At 70.9% G+C, this 15,995-nt stretch carries 19 protein-coding genes; 9 read left to right on the top strand and 10 right to left on the bottom strand.

Annotation, left to right across the window (positions count from 1 at the left end):
* Positions 1-176 precede the first annotated feature (176 nt).
* On the bottom strand, positions 177-689 hold the full coding sequence (locus M0R80_14100; GenBank protein ID MCK9460767.1) for a hypothetical protein: 513 nt from the start codon (positions 687-689) through the stop codon (positions 177-179).
* A 287-nt stretch (positions 690-976) separates the two neighbouring features.
* Between M0R80_14100 and M0R80_14095 the strand changes: the two genes are divergently transcribed.
* Entirely contained in the window at positions 977-1,330 is a 354-nt protein-coding gene (locus M0R80_14095) for a hypothetical protein (GenBank protein ID MCK9460766.1), read from the top strand.
* Between the two features lie 208 nt (positions 1,331-1,538).
* Positions 1,539-1,901: a hypothetical protein gene (locus tag M0R80_14090; GenBank protein ID MCK9460765.1), complete on the top strand. Its 363-nt coding sequence runs from the start codon at positions 1,539-1,541 to the stop codon at positions 1,899-1,901.
* A gap of 16 nt (positions 1,902-1,917) precedes the next feature.
* Here the strand turns inward: M0R80_14090 and M0R80_14085 are convergent, their stop codons facing one another.
* Together M0R80_14085 and M0R80_14080 are read right to left on the bottom strand one after the other, a co-directional pair.
* Positions 1,918-2,994 (bottom strand): type IV pilus twitching motility protein PilT, encoded by a 1,077-nt coding sequence (locus tag M0R80_14085; protein MCK9460764.1) that lies wholly within the window; start codon positions 2,992-2,994, stop codon positions 1,918-1,920.
* Between the two features lie 10 nt (positions 2,995-3,004).
* On the bottom strand, positions 3,005-4,519 hold the full coding sequence (locus tag M0R80_14080) for a PilT/PilU family type 4a pilus ATPase (protein ID MCK9460763.1): 1,515 nt from the start codon (positions 4,517-4,519) through the stop codon (positions 3,005-3,007).
* A gap of 153 nt (positions 4,520-4,672) precedes the next feature.
* Here M0R80_14080 and M0R80_14075 point away from each other — a divergent pair, with 153 nt between their 5' ends.
* From M0R80_14075 to M0R80_14060, 4 genes are all read left to right on the top strand, one after another.
* A complete protein-coding gene (locus M0R80_14075; GenBank protein MCK9460762.1) occupies positions 4,673-4,876 on the top strand; it encodes a type II toxin-antitoxin system VapB family antitoxin in 204 nt (67 codons plus the stop codon).
* Positions 4,873-5,268, top strand: a complete 396-nt coding sequence (locus M0R80_14070; protein MCK9460761.1) for a PIN domain nuclease — start codon at positions 4,873-4,875, stop codon at positions 5,266-5,268. Before M0R80_14075 ends, M0R80_14070 begins: the two co-directional genes overlap by 4 nt.
* Before the next feature lie 81 nt (positions 5,269-5,349).
* Positions 5,350-5,991 (top strand): hypothetical protein, encoded by a 642-nt coding sequence (locus M0R80_14065; GenBank protein MCK9460760.1) that lies wholly within the window; start codon positions 5,350-5,352, stop codon positions 5,989-5,991.
* Positions 5,988-6,791 (top strand): hypothetical protein, encoded by an 804-nt coding sequence (locus tag M0R80_14060; GenBank protein ID MCK9460759.1) that lies wholly within the window; start codon positions 5,988-5,990, stop codon positions 6,789-6,791. The genes M0R80_14065 and M0R80_14060 overlap by 4 nt, the downstream gene beginning before the upstream one ends.
* Position 6,792: 1 nt before the next feature.
* Here the strand turns inward: M0R80_14060 and M0R80_14055 are convergent, their stop codons facing one another.
* The 5 genes from M0R80_14055 to M0R80_14035 are packed head-to-tail and all read right to left on the bottom strand — an operon-like array spanning position 6,793 to position 10,074.
* The gene (locus tag M0R80_14055) at positions 6,793-7,731 is read right to left on the bottom strand and encodes a site-2 protease family protein (GenBank protein MCK9460758.1); all 939 of its coding nucleotides are present in this window, start codon (positions 7,729-7,731) and stop codon (positions 6,793-6,795) included.
* A complete protein-coding gene (locus M0R80_14050) occupies positions 7,724-8,179 on the bottom strand; it encodes a flagellar assembly protein FliH (GenBank protein ID MCK9460757.1) in 456 nt (151 codons plus the stop codon). The genes M0R80_14055 and M0R80_14050 overlap by 8 nt, the downstream gene beginning before the upstream one ends.
* Positions 8,163-8,720, bottom strand: a complete 558-nt coding sequence (locus M0R80_14045) for a hypothetical protein (GenBank protein MCK9460756.1) — start codon at positions 8,718-8,720, stop codon at positions 8,163-8,165. Before M0R80_14045 ends, M0R80_14050 begins: the two co-directional genes overlap by 17 nt.
* Entirely contained in the window at positions 8,717-8,926 is a 210-nt protein-coding gene (locus M0R80_14040) for a DUF3343 domain-containing protein (protein MCK9460755.1), read from the bottom strand. The genes M0R80_14045 and M0R80_14040 overlap by 4 nt, the downstream gene beginning before the upstream one ends.
* Positions 8,923-10,074, bottom strand: a complete 1,152-nt coding sequence (locus tag M0R80_14035; protein MCK9460754.1) for an aminotransferase class V-fold PLP-dependent enzyme — start codon at positions 10,072-10,074, stop codon at positions 8,923-8,925. The genes M0R80_14040 and M0R80_14035 overlap by 4 nt, the downstream gene beginning before the upstream one ends.
* 99 nt (positions 10,075-10,173) lie before the next feature.
* Between M0R80_14035 and cysK the strand changes: the two genes are divergently transcribed.
* Together cysK and rpsT are read left to right on the top strand one after the other, a co-directional pair.
* Positions 10,174-11,076 (top strand): cysteine synthase A, encoded by a 903-nt coding sequence (gene cysK / locus M0R80_14030; GenBank protein ID MCK9460753.1) that lies wholly within the window; start codon positions 10,174-10,176, stop codon positions 11,074-11,076.
* A 64-nt stretch (positions 11,077-11,140) separates the two neighbouring features.
* Positions 11,141-11,404 (top strand): 30S ribosomal protein S20, encoded by a 264-nt coding sequence (gene rpsT / locus M0R80_14025; GenBank protein MCK9460752.1) that lies wholly within the window; start codon positions 11,141-11,143, stop codon positions 11,402-11,404.
* Between the two features lie 6 nt (positions 11,405-11,410).
* Here rpsT and holA read toward each other — a convergent pair whose 3' ends face one another.
* Positions 11,411-12,406: a DNA polymerase III subunit delta gene (gene holA, locus M0R80_14020; GenBank protein ID MCK9460751.1), complete on the bottom strand. Its 996-nt coding sequence runs from the start codon at positions 12,404-12,406 to the stop codon at positions 11,411-11,413.
* 53 nt (positions 12,407-12,459) lie between these two features.
* On the bottom strand, positions 12,460-13,101 hold the full coding sequence (locus M0R80_14015; GenBank protein MCK9460750.1) for a hypothetical protein: 642 nt from the start codon (positions 13,099-13,101) through the stop codon (positions 12,460-12,462).
* Positions 13,102-13,351: 250 nt separating this feature from the next.
* Between M0R80_14015 and M0R80_14010 the strand changes: the two genes are divergently transcribed.
* A complete protein-coding gene (locus M0R80_14010; protein ID MCK9460749.1) occupies positions 13,352-15,922 on the top strand; it encodes an ATP-dependent Clp protease ATP-binding subunit in 2,571 nt (856 codons plus the stop codon).
* The last annotated feature ends 73 nt before the right edge of the window (positions 15,923-15,995 follow it).

The raw sequence follows: 15,995 nt of genomic DNA, 5'->3' as shown, positions 1-15,995 counted from the left end.
GGAATTCATTAACAAGGTCAATTCTTGGTATGACCAGCATATTGATGAACTCCCTAACCCCGAAGGCATAGTTCTGGATTTAGAACCCTACGCTTGTAGAATGCATGACCTCGTAGACCAGACCCCATAGAACATTTACATCGCCCAGACCGATACAATTCTCGTCTGACTTTTTATTAAGAAATTGACTCAAAATTGGGGAGGATTGGCGAATTTTGGGGCAAAGCCATGTCGACCTGCACCTTCTGGCCGCGCTTGTTGACGTAGGTCATGGAGCCCTCCTTTTCGGTGTTCTCGTTCGACCCCAGGGCAATTGCGGCTTTTGCAAGCGCGGTGCCAGATGCGTCGAGCCATGCACCTGGAAAACCTACGCCTGATCGATGCGCCCCAAGCAGCAGCCACCCTGTCGATATCTTTTCCAGAATTCCGGCTTCGCTCGGACGAGTGTTTCGCTCGGAGCTGTGGCTTCTCTGCAACACTGTATCCCAAAAACCACACCCCCGGCCGCCCCCTCCGTCTCGCGGGTCGTTTGCAGGGCTCGGCGAGACGTTTCGAGAGCTCGCCGCATCGACGATCCACCCAAGCGCCATCCGATCGAAGGATGCGCGGAACGTTCGAAACGCACGCGGCTTCGTTTGAAATGTTCCGGCGATCTTTTGAAGCGATGCGCGGATCCGTGCGCTGCGCAAAATCTTCCTGCGTGTGCGATCCGCGGATCGTTTTGAAGGAAGCGGGGATCATTTTCAGAGAAGCGCGGATCTCTTCAAACGCAGCGCGGATCGTTTTGAAGGAAGCGGGGATCATTTTCAAGGAAGCGGGGATCGTTCGCACAGCTCGGATCCGCGCCGCGAGCGTCTTGGCATCGAGATTGCAAAAAGCCGGATCAACGGCCCAACGAACTCGGGCCGGCCGATCCGTCAACCGGTGGTTCGGTATCGACGCCCGCCGCGAGACGCGGGGGCAAAAGGAGTCCGTCATGGCGCTCAAGAAGACCTACTACCCCGCAAAGACGTTCGACGACGACCTCGACGGCCTTGCCCGGCTGTTCCAGTCCAAGGGCTGGGAGTTCTCGGGCGTGGACACCACGGCGCTGATCGCCGGCGCCGAGGAGCAGCGCACCGAGCGCGCCGAGCACGACGCGCTGCGCCGTGAGTACGCGGCGATGCACGAGAAGTTCGGCCTCGCGCAGCTCGCCCGCTTCACGCTGTTCGTCACCGCGCTGCGCGCCGCCCGCGCCGTGTTCCGCAACGACAAGGCGGTGACGGCCGAGCTCGAGCGTTTCCACCGCTCGTCCGTCCGGGCCAAGAAGGTCCAGGATGAAGCGGCCTGACGCGGACGACCCCGACCTTCCCTTCCCTAAACCCCCCACAGAGAACCGCCGAGACCCACCGGGGGGACGAATCCATCTCGCGGCGGGGCCGAGCACATCCGCCCTGGAAACAGCTCGAAGCCGCGGCGTCCGACGGCGGCGTTGCGGGCGGGGAGGCCGCTGAGGTAGTGTGGGCCGGGGGGCACCGGGAGAGGAAAGGCAATCACACATGGAAGACCCCATCGTTCGACCCGCGCCGGCCGGCCTCAAGCCGATCCCGGGCAGCGCGGGCGCCAAGGCGCTCGGCATCATCGCCGTTTTCCACTGCTGGTTCAGCATCGTGCCGCTGTTCGGCTGGGTGCTGTTCGTCCCGTCCCTCGTCATGGGCGCCGTCGCCCTGAGCCGGGGGAAGCGGTTGGACGCAGAGCTGCGGCGTCACCCGGGCGAGTACGCGGAGAGCTCGGCGAAGTTCCTGAAGACCGCCCGCACCACCGGGATGATCGCCGTGATCGTCTGCGCGGTGTTCTTCGCGGTAAGCCTGCTCCTGCTCGCGAGCGGCAACATGCTGGGCGAGATCGTGAACGGCTTCTAGATCGTCCGGCGGGCGGCTACTCCAGCACGAGCCCCTGCTTCGCGGCCCACGCCTCGAAGCGCGTCTTGTCGTGGCACTTGAGGTACGCCTCGCGGACGTCGACCGCGCCGCGCTGCACGAGGTCGACGAGCGCCTCGTCCATGGTCTGCATGCCGCGGCCGTGGCCCGACTCGATGTACGAGAGGATCTTGGACGCGTTGCCCTCGCGGATGATGGCGCCGAGGGCCGGGCCGCCGAGCAGGATCTCCACCGCCGCGACGCGACCGGACTTGCCGGAGAGCTTGAGGAGCGTCTGGGCCACGATCGCCCGCAGCGACTCGGCGAGCATGCCGCGGATCTGATCCTTCTGGACCGCCGGGAAGACGTCGATGATGCGGTCGAACGTCTTGGCCGCGCTGTTCGTGTGCAGCGTGCCCAGGATCAGCACGCCCATCTCCGCGGCCGTGACCGCCAGCGAGATCGTCTCGAGGTCGCGCATCTCGCCGACGAGCACCACGTCCGGATCCTGCAGGAGCGCGTCGCGCAGCGCCGCCGAGAAGCTCCGCGAGTGCAGCCCGACCTCGCGCTGGACGATGTGCGACTTGAGGTCCCGGTGGACGAACTCGATCGGATCCTCGACGGTGACGATGTGGCGCGTCGCGGCGCGGTTGATCCTGTCGATGATCGCGGCGAGCGTCGTCGACTTGCCGGAGCCGGTGGGGCCGGTGACCAGGACCAGGCCCGAGCGCAGCCTCGGGAGGTCGAGCACGACGGGCGGCATCAGGAGCTCCTCGAGGCTCTGGATCTCCTCGGGCAGGATGCGGAACACCGCCCCCGGGCCTCGCTGCTGGCGCAGGTAGTTGCAGCGGAAGCGCCCCACCCCCGGCACGCCGTAGGCGAAGTCGAGCTCGTGGCTGCCCGAGTACGCGCGCCACTGATCCTCGCGGCAGATCTCCTGCATCAGGCCCGCGAGCTTCTCCGGGTCGAGGGGCTTCTCGGCGAAGCGCTTGAGCTCGCCGTCGACCCGCATGCGGACCGGCTCGCCCGCCGAGAGGTGCAGGTCCGAGGCCCCGATCTCCGACATCTTCTTGAGCAGGACGTCGATCTGTGCCATCGCCTCGCCCCTATTGCCCCTTGAGCAGCTTGAACGCCTGCTCGCTGATCAGCTTCTGCGCGAGGAGCTCGGCCGCGTGGTCCTCGACCGACAGGTTGCCGATCGCCCGGCTGATGCGCAGCGCGTTCTTCATCTGGTGCACCTTCTGCTCGCGGATCAGGTTGCGGATCGCGGGGGTGACGAACAGGAGCTCGACGACCGGCACCCGGCCGGGGACGTCGGCCCGCGGCACGAGCTGCTGGGAGACCACGCCGCGCAAAGTCTCGGCGAGCACGGTGCGCACCTGCCCCTGCTCCTCAGCCGGGAAGAGATCGAGCACGCGGTTGATCGAGCGGATCGCGTTCTGCGTGTGCAGCGTGGCGAACACGAGGTGCCCCGTCTCGGCGGCGGTGACCGCCAGCTGCGCGGTCTCGCGATCGTGCATCTCGCCGACGACGATCACATCGGGGTCCTCGCGCAGCGCCGCCCGCAGCGCCACGGCGAAGCCGCCGGTGTGCCGCCCGACCTGGCGCTGCGTGATCAGCGAGGCGCGGTTCGCGTGCACGAACTCGATGGGATCCTCGATGGTGATGATGTGCTGGTGCCGCTCGCTGTTGATGATGTCGACGAGCGCCGCGAGGGTGGTGGTCTTGCCCGAGCCGATCGGCCCGGTCACGAGCACGAGGCCCTGGGCGTAGGTGGTGAACTTGCCCAGGACCGGCGGCAGGTTCAAGGCGACCAGCGACGGCACGCGGTCGGGGATCAGGCGGAACACCCCGTTCGTGCCGCGCATGTGGCGGAAGATGCAGGCCCGCGCGCGGGCGCCGCCGGGCAGGTCGAGGCACTTGGTCACGCTGTGGTCGTGCTCGAGGGCGCGCCGCTCCTCGGCGGTCAGGAGCGAGGTGAGCAGGCCCTCGGCCGCGGCGGCGTCGATCGGCTTGTCCTTCGACGGGACGAGGTTGCCGTGCTGGCGCAGGATCGGCGGCTTTCCCGACATGAGGTGCAGGTCGCTCGCCTGGTGCTTGAGGGTCGAGCCGAGCCAGATCAGCATCTGGCCGACGTCGCGCATCTTCTCGGCGTTCGGCGCGGCGAGCGCGGGGGGCGCCGGCGGCGCGACGGAGGCCCTGCGGTGGACGCCCGCGTTGTAGCTGCGCTGCGCCTCGAGCACGCGGTCGAGGAGCTCGCGCGAGATGAAGCACTGCTCGATCGCGATCTCGCCGAAGGGCAGCGCGTTGCCCGGCCTGGCCTGGAGCGCGAGGCACTCGTCGCGCTGCTTCGGCGTGAGGAAGCCGTTGTCGACGAGGATCTTGCCGAGCATGCCGCCGTCGGCCTTGATGGGCGTGCCCGCCTTGCCCATCGAGCCGATCAGCCGGTCCGCCGCCTCGGCCTGCCGCCTCGCGGACGGCAGCCCGAACACCGCCTCTGCCGCGCCGTCCGCACGGCCCGGATCGGGTGGCGGCGGCGGCGGCCGGTTGCCGCGGGTGATCGCCTCGAGATCGAACTCGAGATCGTCGTCGCCCGCCGGTCGCTTCGGTTTCTCGGTCATCGGGCGCGGCTCCTCCTCGAGTCGTGTGAGTGTGACACAAATAGCGCGGCGGATTAAGAGGAACGCGCTTTCCGCGAGCGACGGGGTTCGAAGCGTCTTGCCCGTATACACCTAAACGGTTAGATTAGGTGTATGAAGAACGGAGGCCCCGCCATGGAACGCACGAACATCGTCCTCGACGAGAAGCTGGTCCGCCGCGCCATGAAGGTGACCGGGGCGCGCACGAAGCGGCAGGTGGTGGACATCGCGCTGCGCAGCCTGGTCGACCAGGCGGAGGTGTACGCCGCGCTCCTCGAGCTCAGGGGGCGGCTGCCCTGGGGCGGGGACACGGACGCTTTGCGGAGCGGTCGGGCGTGATCGTCGTCGACACCTCGGCGTGGGGCGCCTTCTTCAACGGCGACGCTTCGCCTATCACGGATCGTCTCGCCGCCGCGCTCGAGACCGCCGAGCCCATCGCGATAGCCCCCGTCATCGTCACCGAGACGCTCCAGGGCTTCAAGTCCGACGCGGGATTCAAGGGCGCGCTCGCGCTGCTCTCGCGCCTGCCCATCCTCGAGCCCTCGTTCGACACCCACGTGCGGGCCGCCCAGCTGTTTCGGTCGCTCCGGCGCAAGGGCGTGACGATCCGCGGCACGATCGACTGCCTCATCGCCGCCGCCTGCATCGACTCGAACGCCGGTTTGCTCACGCTGGACGTGGATTTCGATAGGATCGCCGAGCACTCGGCGCTCGGGCTCGTCCGATTCTAGGCTGTGTCGTCCTTGTCGCCGTTGACGCCCTTGCGCCTTTGTGCTCGGCTCGATCGTCGCCGCAGCGACAGGAGGTCACCCATGACGATGAGCGATCCGTACGCGCCGCCCGCGGTGATCGACGCGCCCAGGCCCAAGTCCCGCACGTCGGTGCTCGCGATCCTGGCGTTCGTCTTCGCGTTCGTGTTCGCGCCGCTCGGGCTCCTGCTCGGGATCGCCGCGTGCGTCGTCGTCGGCGCCTCGCGCGGCCGGCTCCGCGGGATGGGCTTCGCCATCGCCGCGATCGCGACGAGCGTCGTCTTCGCCGGGATCCTGGCCGCCATCGCGATCCCGTCCTTCATCAACTACATGAAGCGCGCAAAGGTCGTCGAGGCGGAGCTCAACGTCGGGCATTGCGCCGATCTGGTGGTCGCCTACCAGGCGTTCAACGGGGCGCTCCCCGAGGGCGGCGACTGGACGCCCGCCGACCCGCCGGGACGGGAGAAGTACCCGCCGAACCCGGCGCTGTGGAGCGCGCCGCCGTGGAACGCCATCGGCTTCTCGGTGCCCGATCCGCACTACTACCGCTACAGGGTCCTGCGCGAGGGCGACACCGTGACCTGCCAGGCGGAGGGAGATCTCGACGGCGACGGCGTGCGCTCCCTCCACGAGCGGTCGATCTCCGTCGTCGACGCCTCGCCGATCGTCGAGCCCACGGTGCGCTCCACGGAACCGCTCGAATGATCCGCGGGCTCGCGGCGCTCGCCGCGTTGCTGGTGGCGTGCGGGGCCGGGAAGGCGCCGGAGTCGGCTCCGATGGGAGGCATGGGAAGCACGGGAATGATGGGAGCGGCGCCGGAGGACGCCGGCGCGGGAGCGCCCGATCCCCTGGCCAGGCCGATCGACGCGCCGCTCGCGCTGCGGTTCGCGTACAGCCTGAGCGAGGAGATCTCGTGCTCGCAGTCGTTCGAGAGCGACGGCTGGAGCGCGAAGTACGAGCTCGTCCTCGAGCCGTCGGGCGCGGCGCAGCTCCGCGTCGACGCCGGCAGGTCCCACGCGTTCGGTCCGAGCGTGGCGCGGTTCCGGCCGGGGATGGACGACGAGACGACCCGCGAGCAGAGCGGCAGCGTCCGCACGTGGCGCGGCGCCGCCGCCTGGAAGGGCGAGGGCTTCGCGATCGCGTTCGAGCCGGACACCGCCGAGTGCAAGGCGCTCGTCGGCGGCAGGGGCTGGTACGCCGTCGAGTGCGCGCCATCGACCCCGCTCTCCTTGGCGTGCCTCCGCGGCGCGGTCGCCGCGCTGCGGCACGGCGTCGAGGAGGCGTCGGCGAAGGATCCGGACGCGACTGTGGAGATCGAGGTCTTCGAGTGCGCGCCCGCGTTCGGGCTGCCCGAGACGGGCGAGCTCGACGTCGCGCTGCCCGACCGCCTGCCGTTCGCCGAGGCGCCCGGGCTCGAGCTCGAGTACTGGCGCCACGGCATCGGCAACCTCGACACGCCCAAGCTCCGCCTCGCCGCGCCGGACGCGCAGGTCGACGTCGACTGACCTAGAGGATCGGCCGCATCACGATCGGCATGAACGTCGCGACGAACACGACGAGGCACAGGACGCCGACCGCGGCGTGGCCGGGCGACAGCGCACCGCCGTCCGTGGGCGGGTGCCGAAAACGCGTGCCGCGGTTCAAGACGAGGAGGATCGTGCCGAGGAGCAGCCAGGGCGCGCCCGGCAGCGCCGCGTAAACGAGCTCTTCGCCGCGCAGGCCGAGCGACCACGCGTCCATGCCGAGGGCGATGACCACGGCCCCGCCCAGCGCGAACAGGCCGCGCAGGAACCAGCGCGAGGCCGCAGCGTGGAGATCGCCGAACAGGGCGTAGAAGACGTGCCCGCCGTCGAGCTGGCCGATCGGCAGCAGGTTGAGCATGGTGACGAGCAACCCGATCCAGCCGGCCCACGCGAGCGGCGAGTGGTCGATGTACACGTCGTAGCCCTGCGGGATCGGCCCGAGCACGACGTGCTTGGCGAGCATGTATAGGAGCGACTGCCCCTCGATGAACCCCTCGGTCGGGATCGGGCCGACCGGGCAGTCGGCGAGCCCGACGAAGAGGAGCGGCACGGCCACGGCCATGCCCGCGAGCGGCCCGGCGGCGCCGACCTCGATGAGCGCGTCCCGCGAGCGGATGCGGCCGCGCATCAGGATGATCGCGCCGAACGTCCCGAACATCGAGAGGAACGGCGGCACCGGGATGAAGTAGGGCAGCGACGCGTCGATGCGCCGCCGCCGCGCCGCGACGTAGTGGCCGGCCTCGTGGCACACGAGGATCCCCATGAGCGCCGCGGTGAACTCGAGGCCGTTGCGGGCCATCCCAAAGAGCGTCTGCGCGGGCAGGTAGACGGCGCCGGCCATGAACACGGTGACGACGGTGATGATGAAGAGCGCGACGTTCAGCACGGGGCTCCTCGCCTCGCCGCGCGCCCGCTCAGTCACGGCTCGTCCCCTCGGCCGCCGCGCGCAGCGCCTCGAGCAGGACCTCGAGGCGGTGATCGGACGACGCGCCGCGGGCCTCGACCACGCAGCCGCCCCGGCCCACCGACGGGTCGTCGGCGACCTCCATCCCCCGCGCCGCCGCTGCCGCGTCGATCCCCGTGCGCGCCCGGTCCTCGGGGTGCACGCGGATGCGGGCCGGCCGCAGGGCGCCGATCTCGGCGAGCGCCCGCTCGAACAGGGCGTCGAGCAGCGCCGGCCGGCGCTCGAGGGCGTCGCCCACGATCCGCTCGGCCATGTGCGCCGCGACCTCGGCGACGAGCCCCCGGTCGCGGGCGATCCGCTCCCCGGCCGCCGCGTCGTCGATCACCCGTTCCGCGCGGCGCGCGGCCTCGGCGCTCAGCCGGATCGGCTCCCCGACGAGCGCGTCGCGCCTAATCACGCGGCCCATCGATCCCCCCCTCCTCGAGCGCGGCCCGGACGCAGGCGCGCATCGCGCTCGGCTCGCCCGGGCGCGCGAGCGCCCCGCACAGCCGCGCGGCGCGGACGAGGGCGACGCCGTCCTCCGCGCAGAGCTTCGCCGCGAGCGATCGCGCGGAGTCGATGCTGCGGCACAGCGCGAACGCGACGGCGGCGATCCCCCGCCCGCGATCGCCGTCGGGCATGCGGAGCGCAAAGCCCGCGGGCCAGCAGGCGGCCGCGGCGCTTCCGACGCGCGCGAACGCCCCGGGATCGGCGACGAGCGCCGCCGTCCAGGGCGGCTCGGCGGTGGCGGGCGCCTCCCCCATGGCCGCGCCGATCGCCCTGGCGAGGGCGTCGTCGGGCACCACCGCCTCGAGCTCGGCGAGGATCTGGTCCGCCGCGGCGCCGAGATCGTGGGAGACGAGGTGCCACGGCTCCCGCCCGGCCCGCCGGCCGCGGGCGTGCGCGATCGCCGCGAGCCCGAAGGCTCGGCCTCCCCGCGCGAGCAGCCGCGACGTCGGATCCCTCACGGCAGATCCTCCCCGACGACGGTCACTGCGAGCGGGCCGAGGGCGGCGCGGGCCGCGGCGAGATCCGCGGCGTCCACCTCGACGCACATCCCGCACTCCGCCGACAGCTCCTTGGGCGTCGGGAGGAGCGCGCACGGGACCCCGGCGCGCGTGAGGGACGCCTCCGCCTGGATGACCCGGTGCACGCTCTCGAACAAGAGGATCATCGGTTGCGCACCGCGTCGGCGACCGCGGTGGCGATCCGCGCGACCGCCCCGTCGTCGTGGAAGCGCCCGAACGAGACGCGCACGGCGCCGCCTCCCGCCTTCGTGCCGAGCGCGGCGTGCGCGGCGGGCGCGCAGCACAGGCCGGCGCGCACGGCGATGCGGTGCCGGGCGTACAGGAACCTCGCGATCTCGGACGGCGGGGTCCCGTCGACCGTGAACGAGAAGAGGCCGCCCTGGTGCAGGGGATCCGAGGCCGCGATCACCCGGACGCCGGGGATCCTGCGCAGCGCCTCAACGGCGAGCCGGGCGGGGCGGGCGCCGGGGCCGGGGCCGTTCGCCTCGAGGAACTCGAGCGCCGCGCCGAGCCCCGCGAGCCCCGCGACGTTGGGCGTGCCGGACTCGAGCGCGTCGGGCATCGCCTCGGGCTGCTCCAGGCTGTCCGAGCGGCTACCCGTCCCGCCGGGCATGAGCGCCGGGAGCGCGAGCCCGGGGCGCACGTAGAGCGCGCCGACGCCCGTCGGGCCGAGCAGGTGCTTGTGGCCGGACAGCGCGACGAGATCGAGCCCGCCGCGCTCGGCGTCGATCGGGAGCTCGCCCGCGGACTGGGCCGCGTCGACGAGCAGCGGCACGTCGTCGAGCCGCGATCGGATCGCCGCGAGCGGCTGGACGACGCCGTTGACGTTGGACTGGTGGCTCACGACCGCGAGGCACGTGCCGCGGGGGATCGATATTTCCTCGGGCTTCACGCGGCCGTCCTCGCCGTGGGGCATCGTCACCGTGCGCAGCCCGAGGCGCGCGCCGAGCGCGGCGAGCGGTCGCATCGCCGAGTTGTGCTCGAGCGGCGAGACGAGGACGACGCCGCCCTGCCGGGCGAGCCCCTGGATCGCGAGGTTCAGGGCGTGCGTGGCGTTGAGCGTGAACACGACGCGCGACGAGTCCGAGACCCCCAACGCCCGGGCGAGCCGCTCGCGGGCGCCGAACACGAGGCGCGAGGCGTCCTGCACCTGGCCGTACGCCGCGCGGCCGTACGTGCCGCCGCAACCGTCGATGTAGCGCGTGATCGCGGGCGCCACGCCGGCGGGCTTCGGGAAAGACGTCGCGCCGTGATCGAAGTACCTTGCGACGAGCTCCGGATCGGCCGCGTGCATGCCCCGCAAGATACGGGCCCTCCGCGCGGACGTCAAACTGCGCTTTTGCGGTTTCCCCTCGCAGTCGATAGAATGCGCGGCGGAAAAGAGAGGTTCACCATGCCCACGACATCCCTGCTCGATCTCATCGGAAACACGCCCCTCATCCGCTTCGAACGCATGGGCGGCGGCCGCGTCTTCGGCAAGGCCGAGTTCCTGAACCCCGGCGGCTCGGTCAAGGATCGGCCGGCCAGGCACATGATCGAGGTCGCCGAGCGCGACGGAAAGCTCAAGCCCGGCGGGGCGATCGTCGAGGCGACCTCCGGCAACACGGGGATCGGCCTCGCCATGGTCGGCGTGCGGCGCGGCTACCGCGTGATCCTGTGCATGCCGGAGAACATGAGCGAGGAGCGCAAGAAGGTGATCTCCGCGTTCGGCGCCGAGTGCGTGCTGACGCCCGCGGCGGAGTCGCTCGACGGCGCGCTGCGCAAGGCGTACGCGCTGCGCGACGAGATCGAGGGCGCGTGGATCCCGCAGCAGTTCGAGAACCCGGCGAACCCGGAGGTGCACTACCTCGAGACCGGCCCCGAGATCTGGGAGCAGAGCGGCGGCCGGGTCGACTCGTTCGTCGCCGGGGTCGGATCCGGCGGCACGCTCGCGGGCGTGGGCAAGTTCCTCAAGGAGAAGAACCCGGACGTGCGGATCATCGCCGTGGAGCCGAAGAACGTCTCGGCGCTGCTCGGCCACGAGCCCGGGCTGCACCAGATCCAGGGGATCGGCGACGGCTTCATCCCCACGGTGCTCGACGTCAAGATCATCAACCACGTCGTCGAGGTCACGGACGACGAGGCGGTCGCGGTGACGCGGCGGCTCGCGCGCGAGGAGGGGCTCCTCGTCGGCACCTCTTCGGGCGCCAACGTCTTCGCCGCGCTGCGCGAGGCGGCGTTCCTCGGCCCGGACGCCTCGGTCGTCACCGTGCTCCCGGATCGCGCGGAGCGCTACTTCTCCACCGCGCTGCTGTAGCGCGCCTTGACATTCCCGCCCCGCAAGGGTAAGCGTTTGCGGCTATTTGAAGGGAGAACGGCAAGTGGCTAACCATCCGCAGGCGAAGAAGAGGAACCGGCAGAGGCTCAGGATCACGGCGCGCAACCGGCACGTCCGCTCGACCGTTCGCTCGTTCGTGAAGAGCGTCGCGAACGCGATCGAGGCCGCCGACAAGGACAAGGCGAAGGCGGCGCTCGGCGAGGCCGTGCGGCAGCTCGACAAGGCCGTGACGAAGGGCGTCGTGCCGCGCAAGGCCGCGTCCCGCAAGATCTCGCGCCTCACGGTCGCCGTGGCGAAGCTCCAGTAGCGCCCGTCACGCGCCGAGCGCGAGCCCTACCACCGCCTCTTCGAGAATCAGGTTCGAAGGTCTCCGGCTCGACTTGAGGTCGAGATCCGCGCGGGCGAGCCGCGCGAGCGCCGTCTCCAGCTCCGCGCCGCTGAACCGCCCGCACTGCGCCGCGAGCTTCTTCGCGACGAACGGGTGCACGCCGAGCCTCGACGCGAGCTCCGCCTCTCCGGTCCCGCGGTGCACCTCGATGCGGGCCGCGAGCAGCTGCCTATAGTGCCGGGCGAGGAGGGCGAGCAGCCTGAGCGGCTCCTCCCTGGCGGCGAGCAGCCGCTCGAGCAGCGCCACGGCCTCCGCGCGCTTCCGTCCGCCGATCGCGTCGACGAGGTCGAAGACCGACCGCTGGCGCACCGACGTGACGACCTCGGCCACGTCCTCCTCCCGCGCCGTCCCGCCCGGGCCCGCGTACAGGCCCAGCCGGACGACCGCGTCGTCGATCGCCGCCGCATCCGCCCCGATCGCCGAGGCGATCGCCGAGTCCGCGCCCGGCCCGAGCTGGACGCCGCGCGCCTTCGCGCGGCCGCGGACGAACGCCGGCAGGCTCTTCTCGGTGAGCGGCTCCGCGGCGTGGATCTCCTTGCGCTTGTTCGCGCGGGAGAACGGGTTGCGGCGCAGATCGAACTTCTCGGCGAGGAACACGACCGTCGTCTCCGGGATCGGCGCCGCGAGGTACCCCTCGAGCGCGTCCCAGTCCTCCGCCTTGAGCTTGTCCGCGTCGTCGACGACCACGAGCCTGTGGGAGGACATCATGGGCACGGCGCGCGCCTCGGCCGAGATCTCGGCGCCCGTGGTGTCCTTGGCCCGCACCCGCCGGAAGTTGAACCCCGCCATCGGCCCCTTGACGAGCGCGTCGCGCAGCTTCGTCACGAGCTGCTCGACGAGGAACCGCTCCTTGCCGTGCACGAAGTAGACCGGCGCGAATTCACCTCTGTCGACGGCGTCGAGGAGCGCGAGGACGTCCATGCGGGACACCTTATCACGGGAGAGGGCTAACGGGAGAGGGTGCGGGGGAGGGGCTAGAAAAGGTCCTCGGCGGCCTTGGAGTCTTCCTGCTTCTTCTTGGCGGCCTCTTCCTGCTCCTTCACCTTTTGTTCGAGCTCCTTCATCGACTGTTCCATCTTCTTCACTTCGGCGTCGGCGCGCAGCTGGTCGTCGATCTGCGACTGGGAGATCCCTTTTGTCGAGAAGAACCCCTTGGCGAGCTCGTCGCCCTTGTGCTGGACGACGATCATGTACTCCTTGCCCGCGTCGAAGCTCGGCCGGATCAGGTGGCACTTGCCCGAGAGGCTGCGCGTGTTCCTGTCCTGGGTGTACTGCGTGTACGAGTCGACGAAGCGACGGCTGCTCGGGCTCGAGCCGTTCTTGACGTCGTAGAACACCATCTCGACCTCGTAGTCGCCGAGCGCGCGTCGGAAGAACGCCATCGTCTCGAACGACCACGTGGTGTCCGCGTCCGCGTAGACGACGCGCATCTGGTTCGCGTGGAGGAACTGGACGAAGCCGTCCGCGGACTTGAACGTCGCGGGCGGCCGCTTCTTCAGGATGATCACCTTGCCCGCGAAGGCGTCCTCCGCCCGGCGCGCGATCACCTCGCCGGCCACGACGACGACGAAGAGCGCGACGAAAGATGCGGCGACGATCCGAGCTCGATGCGACATGGCGAATCCTCCTCGGTTGTGGCGGAGCCGGTACCGTTCCGCCCAGGATCACTTTAACCGCTCGTCCCCGGGGCCACCATACCCTATTCGAGCGCGTGTCGAATTGGACGGGCGCGGCCGCGCTCTATTCGATTTGCGGCGCACATTCTCATCGCCTTTCGGCGCCGGTCGAGCGCCCAAAATTTGCGGCGCGAAACGGTTCTGTGGCATACTCGTGCGAGATTCGTAACACACTGTAAACATTGAACAAATGACGATTTCAAACCCCGAATCGATGCAGGAGATAGCGGCCAGGGCCGCGCAGCTCGCCGACAGCGGCAAGGGCCGCCTCGACACCGGCTACCTGCTGCTCGCCGTCTTCACGGGGACCGGCACCGCGGCCAAGACCCTGTCGCTGCGCGGCCTGACGGAGACGTCGCTGCGCGCCGCGATCCGGGAGGCCGACGCCGAGCCGACGGGCGTGCTCGCCGAGGTGGAGGCCAAGGCGAAACAGTACGCAGCCACGATCCGCGAGGGCTCGCCGCCGACCGCCCTCCACCTGCTCGCGGCGCTCGCCACCGTGCGGGAGTGCGCGGCGTACGCCGTCCTCTCCCGCGCCGGGTTGAACATCGACCTCATCCGCAACCAGGCGCTGCGCAACATGACGACCGGGCTCACCCGCGAGCGCGCCGAGCACGACGACGTGCCCGGGGCGCCGAAGCGCCCGCCGACGGGGGCGAGGACCGACGCGCTGCCGCCGGCCAAGCAGCTCAAGATCCGCACGATGGAGGGAAGGTCGCCGGTCCGCGAACGGCGGGCGAGGAGGCGCGAGGCCCCGCCGCCGGAGCCGGCGGTGAGAGGCAGGAGGCCCGCGGGCGAGATCGCCCCGACGCGCGTGCCGCGGGACGTCGGCTCGCACATCGAGCAGGCCCAGCGCAGGACGCGGAACCTCCGCGAGCGCGCACCGCAGGAGGGGGCGCCGAAGCGGGAGACGCCGCAAAGGGAAGCGCCTGTGCCGACGCCAGCGCGCACGTTGGACGCAGATCGCTTCGCCGTCGATCCCAAGGAGTACCCGCTCCTCGCGGGGCTCGGCCGCAACCTGACCGCCGCCGCCGCCGAGGGTCGCCTCGACGAGATCGTCGGGCGCGAGAACGAGATGGCGCGGATCGCCGACGTGCTCAACAAGCGGCGGGCCAACTGCCCGTGCCTCGTCGGGCCCTCCGGCGTCGGCAAGACCGCGATCGTCGAGGGGCTGGCGCTCGGGCTGGCGCGCGGCGCGGCGCCCGGCCTCGAGGACCGCGTGATCATCGAGGTGCGGCCGAGCGATCTCCTGACCGGGACGACGTTGCGCGGCGCGCTCGGCGAGCGGCTCGAGGGGATCAAGGTCGAGGTGGCGCGCGCGCAGGGCCGCATCGTGCTGTTCTTCGACGAGCTGCACGCCCTGCTCGCGACGCACGACGGCGCAGAGGCGGTGGAGGATCTCAAGGCCGCGATCGGCCGCGGCGAGCTGCCGTGCATCGCCGCCACGACCGACGAGGAGTACGCGCGGCACGTGTCGTCGGATCCGGCGCTCGCGCGCCGCTTCACGGCGGTCGACGTCGGCGAGCCGAGCGAGGGCGAGGCGGTGCGCATCGTGACCGGCGTCGCGCCGGCGTACGCGGCGCACCACAAGGTGGCGTACAGCGCGGAGGCGATCGCGGGCGCGGTGCGGATGTCGGCGCGGTACCTGCCGGAGCGCGCCCTGCCCGACAAGGCGATCGGCCTCATCGATCTCGCGGGGGCGCGGGCCAAGCGGTCGGGCGCGGCCGAGGTCGCGGCGGCGGACGTCGCCTCGGTGCTCGCCGAGCAGATCGGCGTGCCGGCCGAGCGGCTCACGAGCAGCGACCGCCAGAAGCTGCTCGACCTCGAGCGCGAGCTCGGGGCGCGCATCGTCGGGCACGGGGGCGTGCTCACGGCGATCGCGGAGACGCTCAGGCGCAACGCGGCCGGCTTTCGGACCGGACGGCCGATAGGCTCGTTCCTCCTCCTCGGGCCGACCGGCGTCGGCAAGACCGAGACCGCGAAGGCGCTCGCCGAGATCCTGTTCGCCCACGAGAGCGCCATGGTGCGGCTCGACATGACCGAGTTCTCCGAGGCGCACGCGGTGGCGCGGCTCGTCGGCGCGCCGCCGGGCTACATCGGGCACGAGGAGGGCGGCCAGCTCACCGAGGCCGTCCGTCACCGCCCGTACTGCCTCGTGCTGCTCGACGAGATCGAGAAGGCGCACCGCGACGTCGTCCAGATCCTGCTGCAGGTGCTCGACGACGGCCGGCTCACGGACGGCCGCGGCCGCACGGTCGACTTCGGGAACGCGGTGATCGCCATGACGAGCAACCTCGGCGCGGATCTGCGCGAGCTCGCGGGCCCGAAGCGGCGCATGGGGTTCGCGGCGAGCGGCGGCGGCCGTGACGAACGGGCCGCCCGGGGGGTCCGCGACGCGATCCTCGAGGCGGCGCGCGCGGCGCTCCCGCCCGAGCTGTGGAACCGCATCGACGAGCCGCTCGTGTTCGAGCCGCTCGAGCGTGAGCAGGTCTTCGAGATCGCGCGGCTCATGCTCTCCCGCGTGGCGGCGCAGCTCGCCAAGGAGCACGGCGTGGAGCTGATCGTCGAGGCCGGCGCGGTCGAGGCGCTCGCGGACGCGGGCGGGTTCGACGCGGAGCTCGGCGCGCGGCCGATGCGGCGCACGATCCAACGCCTCGTCGAGGGGCCGATCGCCCGCCTCGTCCTCTCGGGCGAGATCGCCCGCGGCGGCAAGGTGGCGCTCGCGGCCGACGGCGGCGCCCTCGTCGTCAAGCCCGCCTGACCTCGGCGAACCTTTTCCCAGCCCCCGCCCGCCCGCGTTGACCGGATTTCGCGCGGGCACTATAGTTTCCTTT

The sequence above is a fragment of the Pseudomonadota bacterium genome (assembly GCA_023229365.1).
Taxonomy (GTDB): Bacteria; Myxococcota_A; Polyangia; order JAAYKL01; family JAAYKL01; genus JALNZK01.
The sequence above is the reverse complement of the archived record's forward strand: the minus strand, read 5'-3'. Positions and strand labels throughout refer to the sequence as shown.